Below are 15,855 nucleotides of genomic sequence, written 5' to 3' on the forward strand. Positions count from 1 at the left end.
GCTGACATACCTTGATCACTTGGAAGGTTCGTGCCCGTACCGCCGGCATGGCTGACCCAACCCCTGTGGGACCAGATCGCCGTCGACGGCGCCATCACCAAAGCCCCCGGCGGCGGCGAGGTGGCCGGGCGTTCCCCGGTCGACCGCGGCAAGCATGGCCTGAAGCGCTCGGACATGACGGATGGTTACGGCATTCCGCTGGGCCGCGTCCTGTCCGGGGGCTAACCGACATGACTCCCCGCTGCTCGCCCCGACCCTGGACCGCCTGAACGACCTCGGACCGCTACCCGCCGACATCACCGTCCACCTGGACGCCGGCTACGACTCCGACAAGCCCCGCGCCCTGCTCGGCGAACGCGGCCTGCACGGCCGGATCGCGCGCCAAGGCGACAAGGCGCCGATCCAGGCGAGCCAGAGGTGGCACGTGGAGCGCACGCACTCCTGGCAGAACGCCTTCCACCGCCTCGCCCGCTGCTACGAGCGCCGGGCCACCGTCATCGACGCCTTCTTCGACCCCGCCGACACGATCATCACCGTGCGTAGCCTCATCCGACAGTCATGGACGACTCACCGCTGGGACGAACGCCCGCACCGCCGTCCATGAGCACAGCACATGCCTCTCTGCGCGACCTCCTAGTCGGCCTTGGCCGCCCGCATCGCCGCGCCCACGATGCCCGCGTTGTTCTGCAGCTGGGCCGGGACGATCTCGGCCCTGATGCCCTCGATGAGGTGCAGGAACTTCGCCGACTTCCGGCTGACGCCGCCGCCGATGATGAACAGCTCGGGCGAGAACAGCATCTCGACGTGGGCGAGGTACTTGGTGACCCGCTTGGCCCAGTGTTCCCAGGTCAGTTCGTGGTCCTCCTTGGCCTTGGTGGAGGCGCGGGTCTCGGCGTCGTGGCCGTGCAGCTCCAGGTGGCCCAGCTCCGTGTTCGCGAGGAGGACGCCGTCGGAGAAGACGGCGCTGCCGATGCCCGTGCCGAAGGTGAGCAGGATGACCGTGCCCTGACGGTCGCGCCCGGCGCCGAACTGGATCTCGGCGACGCCGGCCGCGTCCGCGTCGTTCACCACGGTCACCGGCAGGCCGCCGATCCGCTCGCTGAGCAGGGCGCGCGCGTCGACGTCGATCCAGCTCTTGTCGACGTTCGCCGCCGTGCGGATCGTGGCGCCGCCCGTGACCACGCCGGGGAAGGTGATGCCGACCGGGCCGGTCCAGCCGAAGTGGTCGACGACCTCCTTGACGCCGTCGGCGACCGCGTCGGGCGTCGCCGGGTGCGGGGTCAGCACCTTGTGTCGCTCGTCCGCCAGGTCGCCCAGGTCCAGGTCCACGGGAGCGCCCTTGATCCCGGAACCGCCGATGTCCACGCCGAAGATGTGCATGGCCCTACGTTACGTCGTACGACTGACAGTCACGTTCCCGAGGTACCCGGGCGGCCGCCGGGCGCCGGATCCTCACGTCCTGGCACGCGTACGGCCCCGGAACCTTCACGTTCCGGGGCCGTACGGCGGGTGTCCCGACGGTCAGGCGCCCTGTCCGGTGCGCTCGGCGACCAGGGCCGCGGCCTCCTCGCGCAGGTCGCGGCGGAGTTCCTTCGGCAGGGAGAAGGTGATCGACTCCTCGGCCGCCTTGACCAGCTCGACGTCGCCGTAGCCGCGCTCGGAGAGCCATTCGAGGACCTCCTCGACGAGGACCTCCGGTACGGAGGCACCCGAGGTGACGCCGACGGTCTGAACGCCCTCCAGCCAGGCCTCGTCGATCTCGCTCGCGAAGTCCACGAGGTACGCCTCACGAGAGCCGGCGAGCTTGGCGACCTCGACGAGGCGGACCGAGTTGGAGGAGTTGCGGGAGCCGACCACGATGACCAGCTCCGCCTCGGCGCCCATCTGCTTCACGGCGAGCTGACGGTTCTGCGTGGCGTAGCAGATGTCGTCGCTGGGCGGCGAGACGAGCAGCGGGAACTTCTCCTTGAGCGCGCCGACCGTCTCCATCGTCTCGTCGACGGAGAGGGTGGTCTGGGAGAGCCAGACGATCTTCGACGGGTCGCGGACCTCGACCTTGGCGACGTCCTCGGGGCCGTCGACCAGCTGGATGTGGTCCGGTGCCTCACCCGACGTGCCGATGACCTCCTCGTGGCCCTCGTGCCCGATCAGGAGGATGTCGAAGTCGTCCTGGGCGTACCGGATCGCTTCCTTGTGGACCTTGGTGACCAGCGGGCAGGTGGCGTCGATGGTGGCGAGCTTGCCGCGCGCGGCCTCGTCGTGGACGGTCGGGGCGACGCCGTGCGCCGAGAACATGACGATGTTCCCCTCGGGGACCTCCTCCGTCTGCTCGACGAAGACGGCGCCCTTCCGCTCCAGCGTCTGCACGACGTACTTGTTGTGGACGATCTCGTGGCGGACGTAGATCGGGGCCCCGTACTGCTCCAGGGCCTTCTCGACGGCGATCACCGCGCGGTCGACACCCGCGCAGTAGCCGCGCGGGGCGGCGAGGAGGACACGGCGGCGGCCAGGCGAAGCGGTCATGTCCTCCATCGTAGGGGGTTCCCCGGCGGGGCCTCGGCCGATGGGGGGGCGCGGGAGGGGTGGGCGTGCCTGAGCCTCGGCGGGTGCAGGTCCGGTGGGGCTCCTCGCGATCACGAACCACCCGCAGCCGCCGACGCACCCGAACCCCCGAGCTGTCAGGCCGTCTTGTCCGTACCCCCCGCTACCCTCGGCGCATGGCACTCAACACGTCCGCCGAGTCCCCCCTCCCCGTCGGCGAGGTCTCCCGCCTCATCGGCGGCTGGATCGACCGGCTCGGCGCGGTGTGGGTCGAGGGGCAGATCACGCAGCTGTCGCGGCGTCCGGGCGCGGGCGTCGTGTTCCTCACGCTGCGGGACCCGTCGCACGACATCTCCGTGGGCGTGACCTGCTACCGCCAGGTGTTCGACACGGTGGCCGACGTGGTCGGCGAGGGCGCCCGGGTCGTCGTCCTGGCGAAGCCGGAGTGGTACGCGCCGCGTGGCCAGCTGTCGCTGCGGGCCACGGAGATAAAGCCGGTCGGGGTCGGTGAACTGCTGGCCCGGCTGGAACAGCTGAAGAAGTCGCTGGCCTCGGAGGGGCTGTTCGCGCCGGAGCGGAAGAAGGCGCTGCCCTTCCTGCCACAGCTGATCGGGCTGGTGTGCGGCCGGGCCTCGGCGGCCGAGCGGGACGTCCTGGAGAACGCCCGGCGGCGCTGGCCGGCCGTCCGCTTCGAGGTGCGCAACGTCGCCGTGCAGGGGGTGCACGCGGTGCCCCAGGTCGTGCGGGCGGTGAAGGAGCTGGACACGCTGGACGGCGTGGACGTGATCGTCGTGGCGCGCGGCGGCGGCAGCGTGGAGGACCTCCTGCCGTTCTCCGACGAGCAGCTCGTACGGGCGGTCGCGTCCTGTCGTACGCCGGTGGTGTCGGCGATCGGGCACGAGCCGGACACTCCGCTGCTGGACTATGTGGCGGACCTGCGCGCGTCCACGCCGACCGACGCGGCCAAGAAGATCGTGCCGGACGTGGGCGAGGAGTACGAGCGGGTGCGGTGGCTGCGGGACCGGGCGCGCCGGTGCGTGGAAGCGTTCGTGGAGCGGGAGGAGCGGGGGCTCGCGCACGCTCTCGCGCGCCCCTCGATGGAGGACCCGCACCGCATGATCGACGAGCGCGCCGACCACGTGGCCTCGCTGCTCGACCGGGGCCGCCGCTGCCTCGGGCACCATCTGGACCGTGCCGCCTCGGAGTTGACGCACACGCACGCGCGCGTGGTGGCCCTGTCCCCGGCGGCGACGCTCCAGCGCGGGTACGCGGTCCTGCAGAAGGCCGACGGCCATGTGGTCCGCGCGCCGGGCGAGGCCGGGCCGGACGAGCTGTTGCGGGCGCGGGTGGCCGAGGGTGAGTTCGTCGTCCGGGTCGACGGAGCAGGGACCGCCGTCGACGGAACCGGGACTGTCGGAGGGGACGCATAGGGTGGGCCGCATGACCAGCAACGTGAGCGAGGCCGGCGGGACGACCGGGGTGGCCGGGGCTTCGGAGACCGACCGCGCCCTGGGGTACGAGCAGGCCCGGGACGAGCTGATCGACGTCGTCCGCCGGCTGGAGGCGGGCGGTACGTCGCTGGAGGAGTCCCTCGCCCTCTGGGAGCGTGGCGAGGAGCTGGCCAAGGTCTGCCGCCGCTGGCTGGACGGGGCGCGGGAGCGGCTGGACGCGGCGCTGGCGGAGGACGACGGGGGCGACACGGAGTCCGGCGGCCGGGCCGGGTGACTCCGGCCCGTGCAGCACGGGCCTCGTTCGAGGAGGAGTTGTGAAGCGGATCACCACACCCCCGCTTTCGTTGAACTTTGAACTTCCTTCGCGTAGGGTCGACGTCGTACACCCCACATCGCACGAAGGTTGGCTGATGTCCCTCGTTCTCGACCCCGCCGCCCAGGACCTGCTGTTCCGTGAGGCCCACACCGCGAACACGTTCACCGACGAGCCGGTGACCGAGGAGCAGGTGCAGGCGATCTACGACCTGGTCAAGTACGGTCCGACCGCGTTCAACCAGACCCCGCTGCGCATCGTCCTGGTCCGCTCCGCCGAGGCCCGTGAGCGTCTCGTGCCGCACATGTCCGAGGGCAACCAGGCCAAGACGGCCACCGCCCCGCTGGTCGCCATCCTCGCCGCGGACAACGAGTTCCACGAGGAACTGCCGACCCTGTTCCCCGCGTTCCCGCAGGCCAAGGACCTCTTCTTCGCCGAGCGTGCGGCCCGCGAGTCGGCCGCCGGCATGAACGCCGCCCTCCAGGCCGCGTACTTCATCATCGGCGTCCGCGCCGCCGGACTGGCCGCCGGCCCGATGACCGGCTTCGACTTCGCCGGTGTCCAGAAGGAGTTCCTGGACGACGACCACACCCCGCTGATGGTGGTCAACATCGGCCGGCCCGGCGAGGGCGCGTCCTACCCGCGCTCCCCGCGCCTCGACTTCGACCACGTCGTCACCACGGTCTGAGTCACCGGCACAGTTATGTGACGGCGAAGGGCCCCGGCAAGATCGCCGGGGCCCTTCGCCGTGTTCACCTCCGCCCCACGCACGGCGGGGTCACCACCCGCGGCACTCAGAGCCGTGCATCGCCCGCAGCGCTCAGGCCCGTGCACCGCCCGCGACGCTCACAGCCGTGCACCGCCCGCGGTGTCACTCCGTCCGGAGCGCCTCGGCCATCTTCGTCAGCCGGTCGAACGACGCGGAGCCGGTCACCACAGTGGTGGAACCCTCGCCGCGCAGGACGAGGGCGTCGTAGCGCTCGCCCTCGTACCGGGTCCAGGTCCGGTCGCCGATCTCCTGCGTGGTCCCGGTCTTCCTCGCGCCCTGGGTGGCATCCTCGATGAATCGGGACGGCTTCTCGGCGGACTGTTCGACCGCCACGTAGTCGCCGTCGGGGTCGTGGAAGCCGAGGTGCCAGTGGTCCGACTCGTCGCCCCGGAAGCGGACGGACGTCGCCTTCCAGGTCTGCGGCAGCCCCTCGGGCGCGGCCACCGGATAGGAGGCCGCGCGACGCGCCGTCAGCAGTTCGACGCGGTAGTCGACACGCTTCTGTTCCCGCTCGGTCTCGTCGTGCGGGATGAAGAGATAGATGACCCATGCCGCCAGCACGATGAGCCCCAGGGAGAGGACCATGTCGCGGACGGTCTGCTTGCCTTTCGTACCTGCCACGCCCTCATCGTCGCAGGTGCACCGGCCCGCTCATCCGTGGGGTCCCCTGCTCATTTTGTCGGACTGACGATAGAGTCGGGCGGAACCCTCATCCGGCCGTCGTCGTATCAGAAAGGTGCGCTCCGATGACCGAGAATCATCAGCTGCCGTCCGAACTGGAAGTCCCCTCCGAGGCTCCCGACCGCAACCTCGCCCTGGAACTGGTCCGGGTGACGGAGGCGGCCGCGATGGCGGCGGGCCGCTGGGTCGGCCGCGGAGACAAGAACGGGGCGGACGGAGCCGCCGTGCGCGCCATGCGCACCCTCGTCTCCACCGTGTCCATGAACGGCGTCGTCGTGATCGGGGAGGGCGAGAAGGACGAGGCCCCGATGCTCTTCAACGGCGAGCGCGTCGGTGACGGCACCGGCCCGGAGTGCGACATCGCCGTCGACCCGATCGACGGGACGACGCTCACGGCCAAGGGCATGACCAACGCGATCGCCGTGCTCGCGGCCGCCGACCGGGGCACGATGTTCGACCCCTCGGCCGTCTTCTACATGGACAAGCTGGTCACCGGGCCCGAGGCGGCCGACTTCGTCGACATCGACGCGCCGATCTCCGTGAACATCAGGCGGGTCGCCAAGGCCAAGCGGTCGGCGCCCGACGACGTGACCGTGGTCATCCTGGACCGGCCCCGGCACGAAGGGATCATCAAGGAGATCCGCGAGGCCGGTGCGCGGATCAAGCTGATCTCCGACGGTGACGTCGCGGGTTCGATCCTGGCGCTGCGGGAGGGCACCGGTGTCGACCTGCTGCTCGGGGTGGGCGGTACGCCCGAGGGCATCATCTCCGCCTGTGCGGTGAAGTGCCTCGGCGGCACGATCCAGGGCAAGTTGTGGCCGAAGGACGACGCGGAGCGGCAGCGGGCGATCGACGCGGGCCATGACCTCGACCGGGTGCTGACGACCGACGACCTGGTGTCCGGCGAGAACGTCTTCTTCGTGGCGACCGGCATCACGGACGGGGAGCTGCTGCGGGGGGTGCGGTACCGGTCGGAGACGGCGACGACCGACTCGATCGTGATGCGGTCGAAGTCGGGGACGGTACGGCGGATCGATTCGACGCACCGCCTGAGCAAGCTGCGGGCCTACAGCTCGATCGACTTCGAGAAGGCCAAGTAGCTCCGCCGGCCCAGCAGGGGGAGCCGGGGGCTGCGGTCGGTTGTGGGCTGCGGGTTCGTCGTGGCTGGTCGCGGAGTTCCCCGCGCCCCTGACGGGGCTCTGCCCCTCGGCACCCACAGGGCGCCCTCTTGTGCGGAGAGGGCGCCCTTGCTGCACGTATGTACGGGTGTCAGCCCGCCGCGGCTATCGCCCCGTTCGCCCTCGCCGCCTTCTGCAGCTCCACGTCCCGGCGGCGCCTGCGGGCCAGGACGACCCGGCGCTCGGCCGCGGTCAGGCCGCCCCAGACTCCGTAGGGCTCGGGTTGCAGGAGTGCGTGCTCCCGGCACTCGACCATGACGGGGCAGCGGGCGCAGACGCGCTTGGCGGCTTCCTCGCGGGAGAGCCGGGACGCGGTGGGTTCCTTGGAGGGGGCGAAGAACAGCCCGGCCTCGTCACGCCGGCACACGGCCTCCGTGTGCCACGGGGCGTCCTGGTCCCTGTCTCGCACTGGCACCCGCTGGGGCGGAACAGCAGCGACCTGCAGGGACGAATGCGGCGGATGCAGCACGGTCTACTCCTGACGACGGCTTCGCGAGCGAGAGACGATGCAGCAAGGCCTACCCGCTGTGCGCGGGCCTATGCACTGAGTCCCGATCCGCTGGAATTCGCCGCCCACACCGCACGGCCACAACCGGACCCGGCCCCTCGGGCCGTGTCCGGGCGCGGTCGAATTCACACCCGTCAACGGTCCTGATGCCTGCGCAAATGATCGTCCACCCGGCGGGCGACATGGTCGGTGACCCGGCCGAGGAGGTCGGCGATCACCTTCCCCCGCTTCGGTCTCGCCTCGATGTTCCCGAGGACGGCCAGGCCGTCCACATAGACCACCGGGGCGTCGGTCTCTCCCGAATCCAGTGCGTGCACCTCGAAGTTGCCGAGGATGCCGCCGCCGCTGCCGCGCAGCGACACGTTCTCCGGGACGCGGACCTCGACGCTGCCGAAGACCGAGATCGCCTTGATCATCACCTGCCGGTGCTCGAATATCGCCTCGCTGAGGTCGATCTCGACGCTGCCGAATATCGCGTACGCGTGGATGCGCCGCCCGGCCCGGAAGCGGCCCTTGCGCATCGAGGCGCTGAAGACGGCCATCAGCCGGTCGTCGGGGTCGAGGGGGATGGCGCCGGGCGTCGGGCGGTTGGGCACGGAGGAGACCGGCGGCACATACGGCGGTCCCGGCCTGCGGGCCGCCTGGCCGGCGGGCAGGTCCCGCACGAAGACGTCCAGCTCACCCACCGTCCTGGCGGCGAGCACGCCCTCGACCCGCTCGGCGTGCTCGTCGGCGGTGAGGCGGCCCTCGGCGAGGGCGTCGCGCAGGAGGTCGGCGATCCGGTCGCGGTCGGCGTCGGAGGCACGCAGCTCGGCGGACGGCAACGGCGGTTGCTGGGTGGGGCGCTTCTGAAGGTCCACGACAGCAGATTACCCACTCGCGATAGATCGCGACCAGGGGTGTGGACAACTCCGGGCCGGCGAACTGAGCCTTACCTCACAAGCCCGCCCTCCCGGCCAGGTCCTACGCTGGTGGACGCTGCCAACGGAGGTCAGCCGCGCTGTTTTGTCGAGTGAGGAATGGGCGACATGCCTGAGTTCGAGTACACCGATCTGCTCCCCATGGGAGAGGACACCACCCCGTACCGGCTGGTGACCTCCGAGGGTGTCTCCACCTTCGAGGCCGACGGGCGCACGTTCCTCAAGGTGGAGCCGGAGGCGCTGCGCAAGCTGGCCGCCGAGGCGATCCACGACATCCAGCACTATCTGCGGCCGGCTCACCTCGCGCAGCTCCGCCGGATCATCGACGACCCCGAGGCGTCCGGCAACGACAAGTTCGTCGCGCTCGACCTGCTGAAGAACGCGAACATCGCGGCCGCGGGTGTGCTGCCCATGTGCCAGGACACGGGCACGGCGATCGTGATGGGCAAGCGCGGGCAGAACGTGCTCACCGAGGGCGGGGACGAGAGGGCCCTGTCCCAGGGCATCTACGACGCCTACCTGAACCTGAACCTGCGCTACTCGCAGATGGCTCCGCTCACCATGTGGGAGGAGAAGAACACCGGGTCGAACCTGCCGGCGCAGATCGAGCTGTACGCCACCGACGGCGGCGCGTACAAGTTCCTGTTCATGGCCAAGGGCGGCGGATCGGCCAACAAGTCGTTCCTCTACCAGGAGACGAAGGCCGTCCTCAACGAGGCCTCCATGATGAAGTTCCTGGAGGAGAAGATCCGTTCGCTGGGCACGGCCGCTTGCCCGCCGTACCACCTGGCGATCGTGGTGGGCGGCACGAGCGCCGAGTACGCGCTCAAGACCGCGAAGTACGCCTCCGCGCACTACCTGGACGAGATCCCGGCCGAGGGGTCGCCGCTCGGGCACGGGTTCCGGGACAAGGAGCTGGAGGAGAAGGTCTTCGAGCTGACTCAGAAGATCGGGATCGGCGCGCAGTTCGGCGGCAAGTACTTCTGCCACGACGTGCGCGTGGTCCGGCTGCCGCGGCACGGTGCCTCGTGCCCCGTCGCGATCGCCGTGTCCTGCTCGGCCGACCGGCAGGCCGTCGCGAAGATCACCGCCGAGGGTGTGTTCCTGGAGCAGCTGGAGACGGACCCGGCGCGGTTCCTCCCCGAGACGACGGACGAGCACCTGGACGACTCGTCGGACGTCGTGCGGATCGATCTCAACCAGCCGATGGACGCCGTCCTCGCCGAGCTGACCAAGTACCCGGTGAAGACGCGGCTGTCGCTCTCCGGGCCGCTGGTCGTGGCGCGGGACATCGCCCACGCCAAGATCAAGGAGCGGCTGGACGCGGGTGAGGAGATGCCGCAGTACCTGAAGGACCACCCGGTGTACTACGCCGGCCCGGCGAAGACCCCCGAGGGGTACGCCTCCGGTTCCTTCGGTCCGACGACGGCCGGGCGCATGGACTCCTACGTGGAGCAGTTCCAGGCGGCGGGCGGCTCCAAGGTGATGCTGGCCAAGGGCAACCGCTCGCAGCAGGTCACGGACGCGTGCGGCTCGCACGGCGGCTTCTACCTGGGCTCCATCGGCGGCCCGGCGGCCCGCCTCGCCCAGGACTGCATCAAGAAGGTCGAGGTCGTCGAGTACGAGGAGCTCGGCATGGAGGCCGTCTGGAAGATCGAGGTCGAGGACTTCCCGGCGTTCATCGTCGTCGACGACAAGGGCAACGACTTCTTCAAGGACCCGGCCCCGGCCCCGACGTTCACGACGATTCCGGTGCGGGGGCCCGGGCTGGCGTAGTGAAGGCCGGTGGCGAGTCGGGGCGCCCGGGGGCGGATTTCTCGCCCCCGGGCGCCCTTGCGCGCTGCCCGCTGCCGGCTGCCGGCTAAGCCAGCTTCTTCACCTGCGCCTCCACGACCTCCGTCGGGAACTCGAAGTCCTTGCCCGTGGCGGCCGAGGCCAGGTTGAGGGCGGTGACGTAGCCGACGGTTCCGCCCTCGCGGAAGACGACCACCTTCATCGGGACCTTCGAGCCCTCCGCCTCGCTGAGGAAGGTGAGGGCGATCGCCTCGTCGGCTCCCTCGGGCGCGGGGTCCGTGGAGACCTTGGTGACCTCCTGGGAGGTGCCGTCGGCCGTGACCTCGAAGCCGTCCGCGCAGTCCTTGGCCGAGGCGGCCAGGGACTTCATCACGGCCTGGGCGGCCGCGCTGTCGTAGCCGGACAGGCGGAGCAGGGTGCGGGTGGCGTCGAGGCCCGAGAGGTCACCGCTCTTGGCGGCCTTTGCGGGGTCCACCTTCTTCTGCGTCTCGCGCTGCACGGTCGCGGCCGGTTCGTCGACCACGGAGCCGAGCATGGCGTACGCGACGGGCGCGCACGCGTCGCTGCCGGGCTTGATGTCCTTGCGGTCCACCGTGCCCGTGGGCTCGCTGACCTTGTGGCCCTCGACGTCCCCGTCCTCGATGATCACCTTCTTCAGGTCCGCGGCGGAGAGGGCCGGTGTCCCGCCGCCCGACTCGCCCTCTCCTCCGCTCCCGCCGGAGTCCGAGCACGCGGCAAGCAGGGTCAGGGACAGGGCGGCGACGCCGGCCACGCAGGACCGGCGTATGACAGCGCTTCTCAATGCTTGTTCTTTCTGCGAGATTTCATCCGACACGGCATCTGACGTTGTGTCCGGCAGTGTGACCGTCCGGCGTTGCATTCGACATCGCGTTCGACGATCGATTCGTCTCGCCGACCGTACTGCACGCCACCGGCATCGGCGTGCGGAATTCCCCTCACCCTCACGGGGTACGGCCGGGAACACCACGACCGGTCCGGACGCTGTACCCGGCATGAGTGACTACCGCGTCGAACACGACTCCATGGGCGAGGTCCGCGTACCGGCCGAGGCCAAGTGGCGGGCCCAGACACAGCGGGCGGTCGAGAACTTCCCGGTCTCGGGGCAGCGCATCGAGCGCGCCCACATCGAGGCCCTGGCCCGGATCAAGGGGGCCGCCGCGACGGTCAACGCCGAACTGGGCGTGCTCGACAAGGACATCGCCGAGGCCGTCCGGGAAGCGGCGCGGGAGGTCGCCGAGGGGCGCTGGGACGACCACTTCCCGGTGGACGTGTTCCAGACCGGGTCCGGGACCTCGTCGAACATGAACACCAACGAGGTCATCGCCACACTGGCGAGCGAGCGGCTCGGCCGGGACGTGCACCCGAACGACCACGTGAACGCCTCGCAGTCCTCCAACGACGTCTTCCCCTCCTCGATCCACATCGCCGCCACGGCCGCCGTCACCCGGGACCTGATCCCGGCCCTGGAGCACCTGGCCGACGCCCTCACCCGCAAGTCCGTGGAGTTCGCCGACGTGGTGAAGTCCGGTCGTACGCACCTCATGGACGCGACGCCGGTGACGCTCGGCCAGGAGTTCGGCGGATACGCGGCCCAGGTGCGGTACGGCGTCGAGCGGCTGGAGGCCTCGCTGCCCCGGCTCGCCGAACTCCCGCTGGGCGGCACGGCCGTGGGGACCGGCATCAACACGCCGCCCGGTTTCTCCGCCGCCGTCATCGCGGAGGTCGCCCGGGACACCGGGCTGCCGCTCACCGAGGCGCGGGACCACTTCGAGGCACAGGGGGCGCGGGACGGGCTCGTCGAGACCTCCGGACAGCTCCGTACGGTCGCGGTGTCCCTCACCAAGATCGCCAACGACCTGCGGTGGATGGCGTCGGGGCCGAGGACCGGTCTCGCGGAGATCTCCCTGCCCGATCTCCAGCCCGGGTCCTCGATCATGCCCGGCAAGGTCAACCCCGTGATCCCGGAGGCGGTGCTCATGGTCGCCGCGCAGGTCACGGGCAACGACGTCACGGTCACCACGGCGGGCGCGTCCGGCAACTTCGAGCTCAACGTCATGCTGCCGGTGATCGCCAAGAACGTGCTGGAGTCCGTCCGGCTGCTGGCCAACGTCTCCCGGCTGCTCGCCGACCGGACCGTGGACGGGATCGTCGCGCACCGGGAACGGGCCCGCGAGTACGCCGAGTCGTCCCCGTCCGTGGTCACCCCGCTCAACAAGTACATCGGGTACGAGGAGGCCGCGAAGGTCGCCAAGAGGGCGCTCGCGGAACGGAAGACCATCCGGGAGGCCGTCCTGGAGGGCGGGTACGTGGAGCGGGGCGACCTGACCCGGGAACAGCTCGACGAGGCGCTGGATGTCCTGCGGATGACACGGCCGTGACCGTACGGCGAGTTCCGGCCGTCCCGGGTGTCTCCCGGGTAACCGATTCCCGCCAAGGCGTGAACCGTGGGCGGTACCGCAGCGTCATATGCGCATGACACCTAATATCTGCGCATGGGAGACGACGGAGTGGTGAGACGAGTGGAAGCGGGCGGGGCGGCGGCGTTCTGGGAGCCGGGAAGTCAGATCCTCTGGCGTTACCGGGAGAACGGCGGCGAACGCTTCCATATCGCGCGCCCCGTGACGGTCGTACGCGACGACGCCGAGCTGCTGGCCGTGTGGCTGGCGCCGGGCACCGAGTGCGTACGGCCCGTGCTGGCGGACGGCACCTCACCGAACTCCGAACCGCTCGCGTCCCGTTACAAGAAGCCGCGCAGCGTACGGCTCGGCCGCTGGTCAGGCACCGGCGTGCTGAAGCTGGCGCGGCCGGGCGAGCCGTGGTCGGTGTGGCTTTTCTGGGAGCAGGGTTGGCGTTTCAAGAACTGGTACGTCAACCTGGAGACGCCGCAGGCCCGTTGGGGCGGCGGTGTGGACTCCGAGGACCACTTCCTGGACATCTGCGTCTACCCTGACCGGTCCTGGACCTGGCTCGACGAGGACGAGTTCGCGCAGGCCCAGCAGGACGGTCTGATGGACGCGTCGGCGGCCGAGCGGGTGCGGGAGGCGGGCCGGGCGGCGGTGGAGGTGATCCGCGCGTGGGGCCCTCCGTTCGCGGACGGCTGGCAGCACTGGCGCCCGAATCCGGCATGGGGAGTACCGTCTCTCCCGGACGACTGGGACCGTACGCCCGCGCACTTGTCCTCATGAGACCCTTGTTACGCCCCGGGTCCGCAACCGTAGGATCGTCCTCCGCAAGAGTTCACAGGGGCAACTCCCGCAGTTCGGGCAGGGCTTGACCGTACGTCACCGAGGGGCGGCAAGACGTGATCAAGGGGTACGAGGGTTACACCGGGACGAGCCGGAGACGGCCCGGCGGACGGGCTGTACTGTCGTACGTCGTGCCCGCCGGTACCGTGTGTGGCACAGGAACTGCCTCTGACCACGCGGGAATTCCGTTCCCAGGACACGTAATCCGGGTATCGGCCTTTCTGCGGGACGAAGGATCGGGTTTGCGGGACGCACTGCGCACACGACGCGCAGTCCCGGACGGATGGATTCGACACGCGTGACGGAGCACCCCACCTCCCACGAGCGCCCTCAGGGCGGCGCCGGCCCCACGGACCCCCGCGGGGCGCTTCTGCGTACCCAGGAGCCGATGCGTACCGCACCCGCCGCGGCTTTACCCGCTCAGGCACGCATGGGTGACGCGCCGGCCGAGCCGGGCACCGCGGCCCCTTGCGCGAAGGGCGGACAGGCCCCCTCGGAGCACGCCCAGCCGGCGCTCTCCGAGCATTCCCAGCCCGCGGCCACCGAGCCCGACCCGCACCGCCCGCGGCCCGCGCCGGAGACCATCCCGGCGCAGCCCGGCGGTGAGCCGGAACGGTCCGGCGCGACCGTCGGCGGCCTGGAACGGCGCAGCGGGCAGGGGGTGCCGCCGGGCGCCCCCATGCCCATGCGGCGGGACGGCGACCGGCTGCGGTTCGTCGGCGCCGCGACCCGGCGGATCGCCCGGGGCATAGACCTGGACGAGATCGTGATGGGTCTGTGCCGGGCCACCGTGCCGACGTTCTCGGACGCGATCCTCGTGTATCTGCGCGAGCCGCTGCCGGTCGGTGACGAGCGGCCCACCGGGCCCATGGTGCTGCGGCTGCGCCGCACCGACCGGATCCCCGAGGAGCGGGACACCGAGGGCGGCTTCATGCCCTCCTCGCTCCAGCCGGAGCAGCCCGTCGACCTGGCCGTCGTCACCGCCGAGCAGTGCGAGGTACGGCCCGGCGGGGCGCTGGCCGAAGTGCTGCGGGGGGTGCGGCCGGTCTTCGCGGACGCGCCGGCCGCGCACGACGCGCTGCCCGAACTGCTGGGCCCGGACGCCGAGCTGACGGTGCCGACCGGTCAGCGGGCGATCCTCGCCCCGCTGCGGGGCCGGCGGCGGGTGATCGGCGCGGCGGTGTTCCTGCGCCGCCCCGAGCGGATGGCCTTCGAGCAGGACGACCTGCTGGTCGCCGCCCAGCTCGCCACGCACAGCGCGCTCGGCATCGACAAGGCCGTTCTGTACGGCCGTGAGGCGTACATCGCGGACGAACTGCAGCGCACGATGCTGCCGGAGGCGCTCCCGAAGTGCACCGGCGTACGGCTCGCGCACCGGTATCTGCCGGCCGCCGAGACCGCGCGGGTGGGCGGCGACTGGTACGACGCGATTCCCCTGCCGGGGAGCCGGGTCGCGCTGGTCGTGGGCGATGTGATGGGTCATTCGATGACCTCGGCCGCGATCATGGGGCAGCTGAGGACGACCGCGCAGACCCTGGCGGGGCTGGACCTTCCGCCCCAGGAAGTGCTGCACCACCTCGACGAGCAGGCGCAGCGGCTCGGCACGGACCGCATGGCGACCTGTCTGTACGCGGTGTACGACCCGGTCTCGCACCGGATCACGATCGCCAACGCGGGGCATCCGCCGCCGGTGCTGCTGCACCTGGGCGGGCGCGCCGAGGTGCTGCGGGTGCCGCCGGGCGCGCCGATCGGTGTGGGCGGCGTGGACTTCGAGGCCGTCGAGCTGGACGCGCCGGCCGGTGGCACGCTGCTGCTGTACACCGACGGGCTCGTGGAGTCCCGGCTGCGGGACGTGTGGACCGGGATAGAGCAGTTGCGGGAGAAACTGGCCGCGACCGCGCAGCTGACCGGGCCGGACCATCCGCCGCCCCTGGAGGCGCTCTGCGACGAGGTGCTCGACATGCTCGGCCCGGGGGACCGGGACGACGACATCGCGCTGCTCGCCGCACGGTTCGATGGGATCGCTCCCAGCGATGTCGCGTACTGGTTCCTGGAGCCGGAGGAGATGGCTCCGGGGCGGGCGCGCCGGCTGGCCCGGCACGCGTTGTCCCGCTGGGGGCTGGAGGAGCTGACCGATTCCGTCGAGCTGCTCATCAGCGAGGTCGTGACCAACGCGGTGCGCTACGCGACGCGGCCCGTCACCCTGCGGCTGCTGCGGACCGACGTACTGCGGTGCGAGGTGACCGACGACGTGCCGCAGCTGCCCCGGCTGCGGCAGGCTCGGGCGACGGACGAGGGGGGCCGCGGGCTCTACCTGGTCAACCGGCTGGCGAAGCGCTGGGGAGCCACACGGCTGAGTGCGGGGAAGGTCGTCTGGTTCGAGCTCAACCCCGCCTGACGCGTACGACGGAGGGGGCGCCCGGTGATCACCGGG

The 15,855-nt window shown here is 70.9% G+C and carries 14 protein-coding genes and 1 pseudogene; 9 read left to right on the forward strand and 6 right to left on the reverse strand.

Annotated features, from left to right (window positions below):
• Positions 1 to 69: 69 nt before the first annotated feature.
• Positions 70 to 604: pseudogene (locus ACFU5F_RS02945) on the forward strand (transposase); the annotation flags it as partial.
• Positions 605 to 633: 29 nt separating this feature from the next.
• Here ACFU5F_RS02945 and ppgK read toward each other — a convergent pair.
• The gene (ppgK, locus tag ACFU5F_RS02950) at positions 634 to 1,380 is read right to left on the reverse strand and encodes a polyphosphate--glucose phosphotransferase (RefSeq protein WP_383880974.1); all 747 of its coding nucleotides are present in this window, start codon (positions 1,378 to 1,380) and stop codon (positions 634 to 636) included.
• 141 nt (positions 1,381 to 1,521) lie between these two features.
• A complete protein-coding gene (locus ACFU5F_RS02955; RefSeq protein WP_383880980.1) occupies positions 1,522 to 2,523 on the reverse strand; it encodes a 4-hydroxy-3-methylbut-2-enyl diphosphate reductase in 1,002 nt (333 codons plus the stop codon).
• A 194-nt stretch (positions 2,524 to 2,717) separates the two neighbouring features.
• On the opposite strand from ACFU5F_RS02955, the gene xseA reads away from it, so the two are divergent.
• The 3 genes from xseA (at position 2,718) to ACFU5F_RS02970 (ending at position 4,993) form a co-directional block, all read left to right on the forward strand.
• Positions 2,718 to 3,971 carry an exodeoxyribonuclease VII large subunit gene (gene xseA, locus ACFU5F_RS02960; protein ID WP_383880983.1) on the forward strand — a complete coding sequence of 418 codons (1,254 nt, stop codon included), beginning with the start codon at positions 2,718 to 2,720 and terminating at the stop codon, positions 3,969 to 3,971.
• A gap of 10 nt (positions 3,972 to 3,981) precedes the next feature.
• Entirely contained in the window at positions 3,982 to 4,266 is a 285-nt protein-coding gene (locus ACFU5F_RS02965; RefSeq protein WP_383880986.1) for an exodeoxyribonuclease VII small subunit, read from the forward strand.
• A 136-nt stretch (positions 4,267 to 4,402) separates the two neighbouring features.
• Positions 4,403 to 4,993, forward strand: a complete 591-nt coding sequence (locus ACFU5F_RS02970) for a malonic semialdehyde reductase (RefSeq protein ID WP_383880989.1) — start codon at positions 4,403 to 4,405, stop codon at positions 4,991 to 4,993.
• Positions 4,994 to 5,176: 183 nt separating this feature from the next.
• Here ACFU5F_RS02970 and ACFU5F_RS02975 read toward each other — a convergent pair whose 3' ends face one another.
• The gene (locus tag ACFU5F_RS02975; protein WP_383880992.1) at positions 5,177 to 5,695 is read right to left on the reverse strand and encodes a DUF4245 domain-containing protein; all 519 of its coding nucleotides are present in this window, start codon (positions 5,693 to 5,695) and stop codon (positions 5,177 to 5,179) included.
• A 125-nt stretch (positions 5,696 to 5,820) separates the two neighbouring features.
• Here ACFU5F_RS02975 and glpX point away from each other — a divergent pair, with 125 nt between their 5' ends.
• Positions 5,821 to 6,855, forward strand: coding sequence for a class II fructose-bisphosphatase (glpX, locus tag ACFU5F_RS02980; protein WP_005480703.1), 1,035 nt, complete (start codon positions 5,821 to 5,823; stop codon positions 6,853 to 6,855).
• 169 nt (positions 6,856 to 7,024) lie between these two features.
• Here the strand turns inward: glpX and ACFU5F_RS02985 are convergent, their stop codons facing one another.
• Together ACFU5F_RS02985 and ACFU5F_RS02990 are read right to left on the reverse strand one after the other, a co-directional pair.
• Positions 7,025 to 7,402 carry a WhiB family transcriptional regulator gene (locus tag ACFU5F_RS02985; RefSeq protein ID WP_383880994.1) on the reverse strand — a complete coding sequence of 126 codons (378 nt, stop codon included), beginning with the start codon at positions 7,400 to 7,402 and terminating at the stop codon, positions 7,025 to 7,027.
• Positions 7,403 to 7,575: 173 nt separating this feature from the next.
• Positions 7,576 to 8,301: a DUF1707 domain-containing protein gene (locus tag ACFU5F_RS02990; protein WP_383880998.1), complete on the reverse strand. Its 726-nt coding sequence runs from the start codon at positions 8,299 to 8,301 to the stop codon at positions 7,576 to 7,578.
• 168 nt (positions 8,302 to 8,469) lie between these two features.
• Here ACFU5F_RS02990 and ACFU5F_RS02995 point away from each other — a divergent pair, with 168 nt between their 5' ends.
• Positions 8,470 to 10,137, forward strand: a complete 1,668-nt coding sequence (locus ACFU5F_RS02995; protein WP_383881001.1) for a fumarate hydratase — start codon at positions 8,470 to 8,472, stop codon at positions 10,135 to 10,137.
• 85 nt (positions 10,138 to 10,222) lie between these two features.
• On the opposite strand, the gene ACFU5F_RS03000 is transcribed toward ACFU5F_RS02995, so the two are convergent.
• Positions 10,223 to 10,927 (reverse strand): hypothetical protein, encoded by a 705-nt coding sequence (locus tag ACFU5F_RS03000; RefSeq protein ID WP_383881003.1) that lies wholly within the window; start codon positions 10,925 to 10,927, stop codon positions 10,223 to 10,225.
• Positions 10,928 to 11,168: 241 nt separating this feature from the next.
• Here ACFU5F_RS03000 and ACFU5F_RS03005 point away from each other — a divergent pair, with 241 nt between their 5' ends.
• From ACFU5F_RS03005 to ACFU5F_RS03015, 3 genes are all read left to right on the forward strand, one after another.
• Positions 11,169 to 12,554 (forward strand): class II fumarate hydratase, encoded by a 1,386-nt coding sequence (locus ACFU5F_RS03005; RefSeq protein WP_383881007.1) that lies wholly within the window; start codon positions 11,169 to 11,171, stop codon positions 12,552 to 12,554.
• A 114-nt stretch (positions 12,555 to 12,668) separates the two neighbouring features.
• Positions 12,669 to 13,361 (forward strand): DUF402 domain-containing protein, encoded by a 693-nt coding sequence (locus ACFU5F_RS03010; protein WP_383881009.1) that lies wholly within the window; start codon positions 12,669 to 12,671, stop codon positions 13,359 to 13,361.
• A 343-nt stretch (positions 13,362 to 13,704) separates the two neighbouring features.
• Positions 13,705 to 15,819: a SpoIIE family protein phosphatase gene (locus tag ACFU5F_RS03015; protein ID WP_383881012.1), complete on the forward strand. Its 2,115-nt coding sequence runs from the start codon at positions 13,705 to 13,707 to the stop codon at positions 15,817 to 15,819.
• Positions 15,820 to 15,855 lie beyond the last annotated feature (36 nt).

Origin of the sequence: Streptomyces sp. NPDC057438, assembly GCF_042802995.1 — a bacterium.
Taxonomy (GTDB): Bacteria; Actinomycetota; Actinomycetes; order Streptomycetales; family Streptomycetaceae; genus Streptomyces.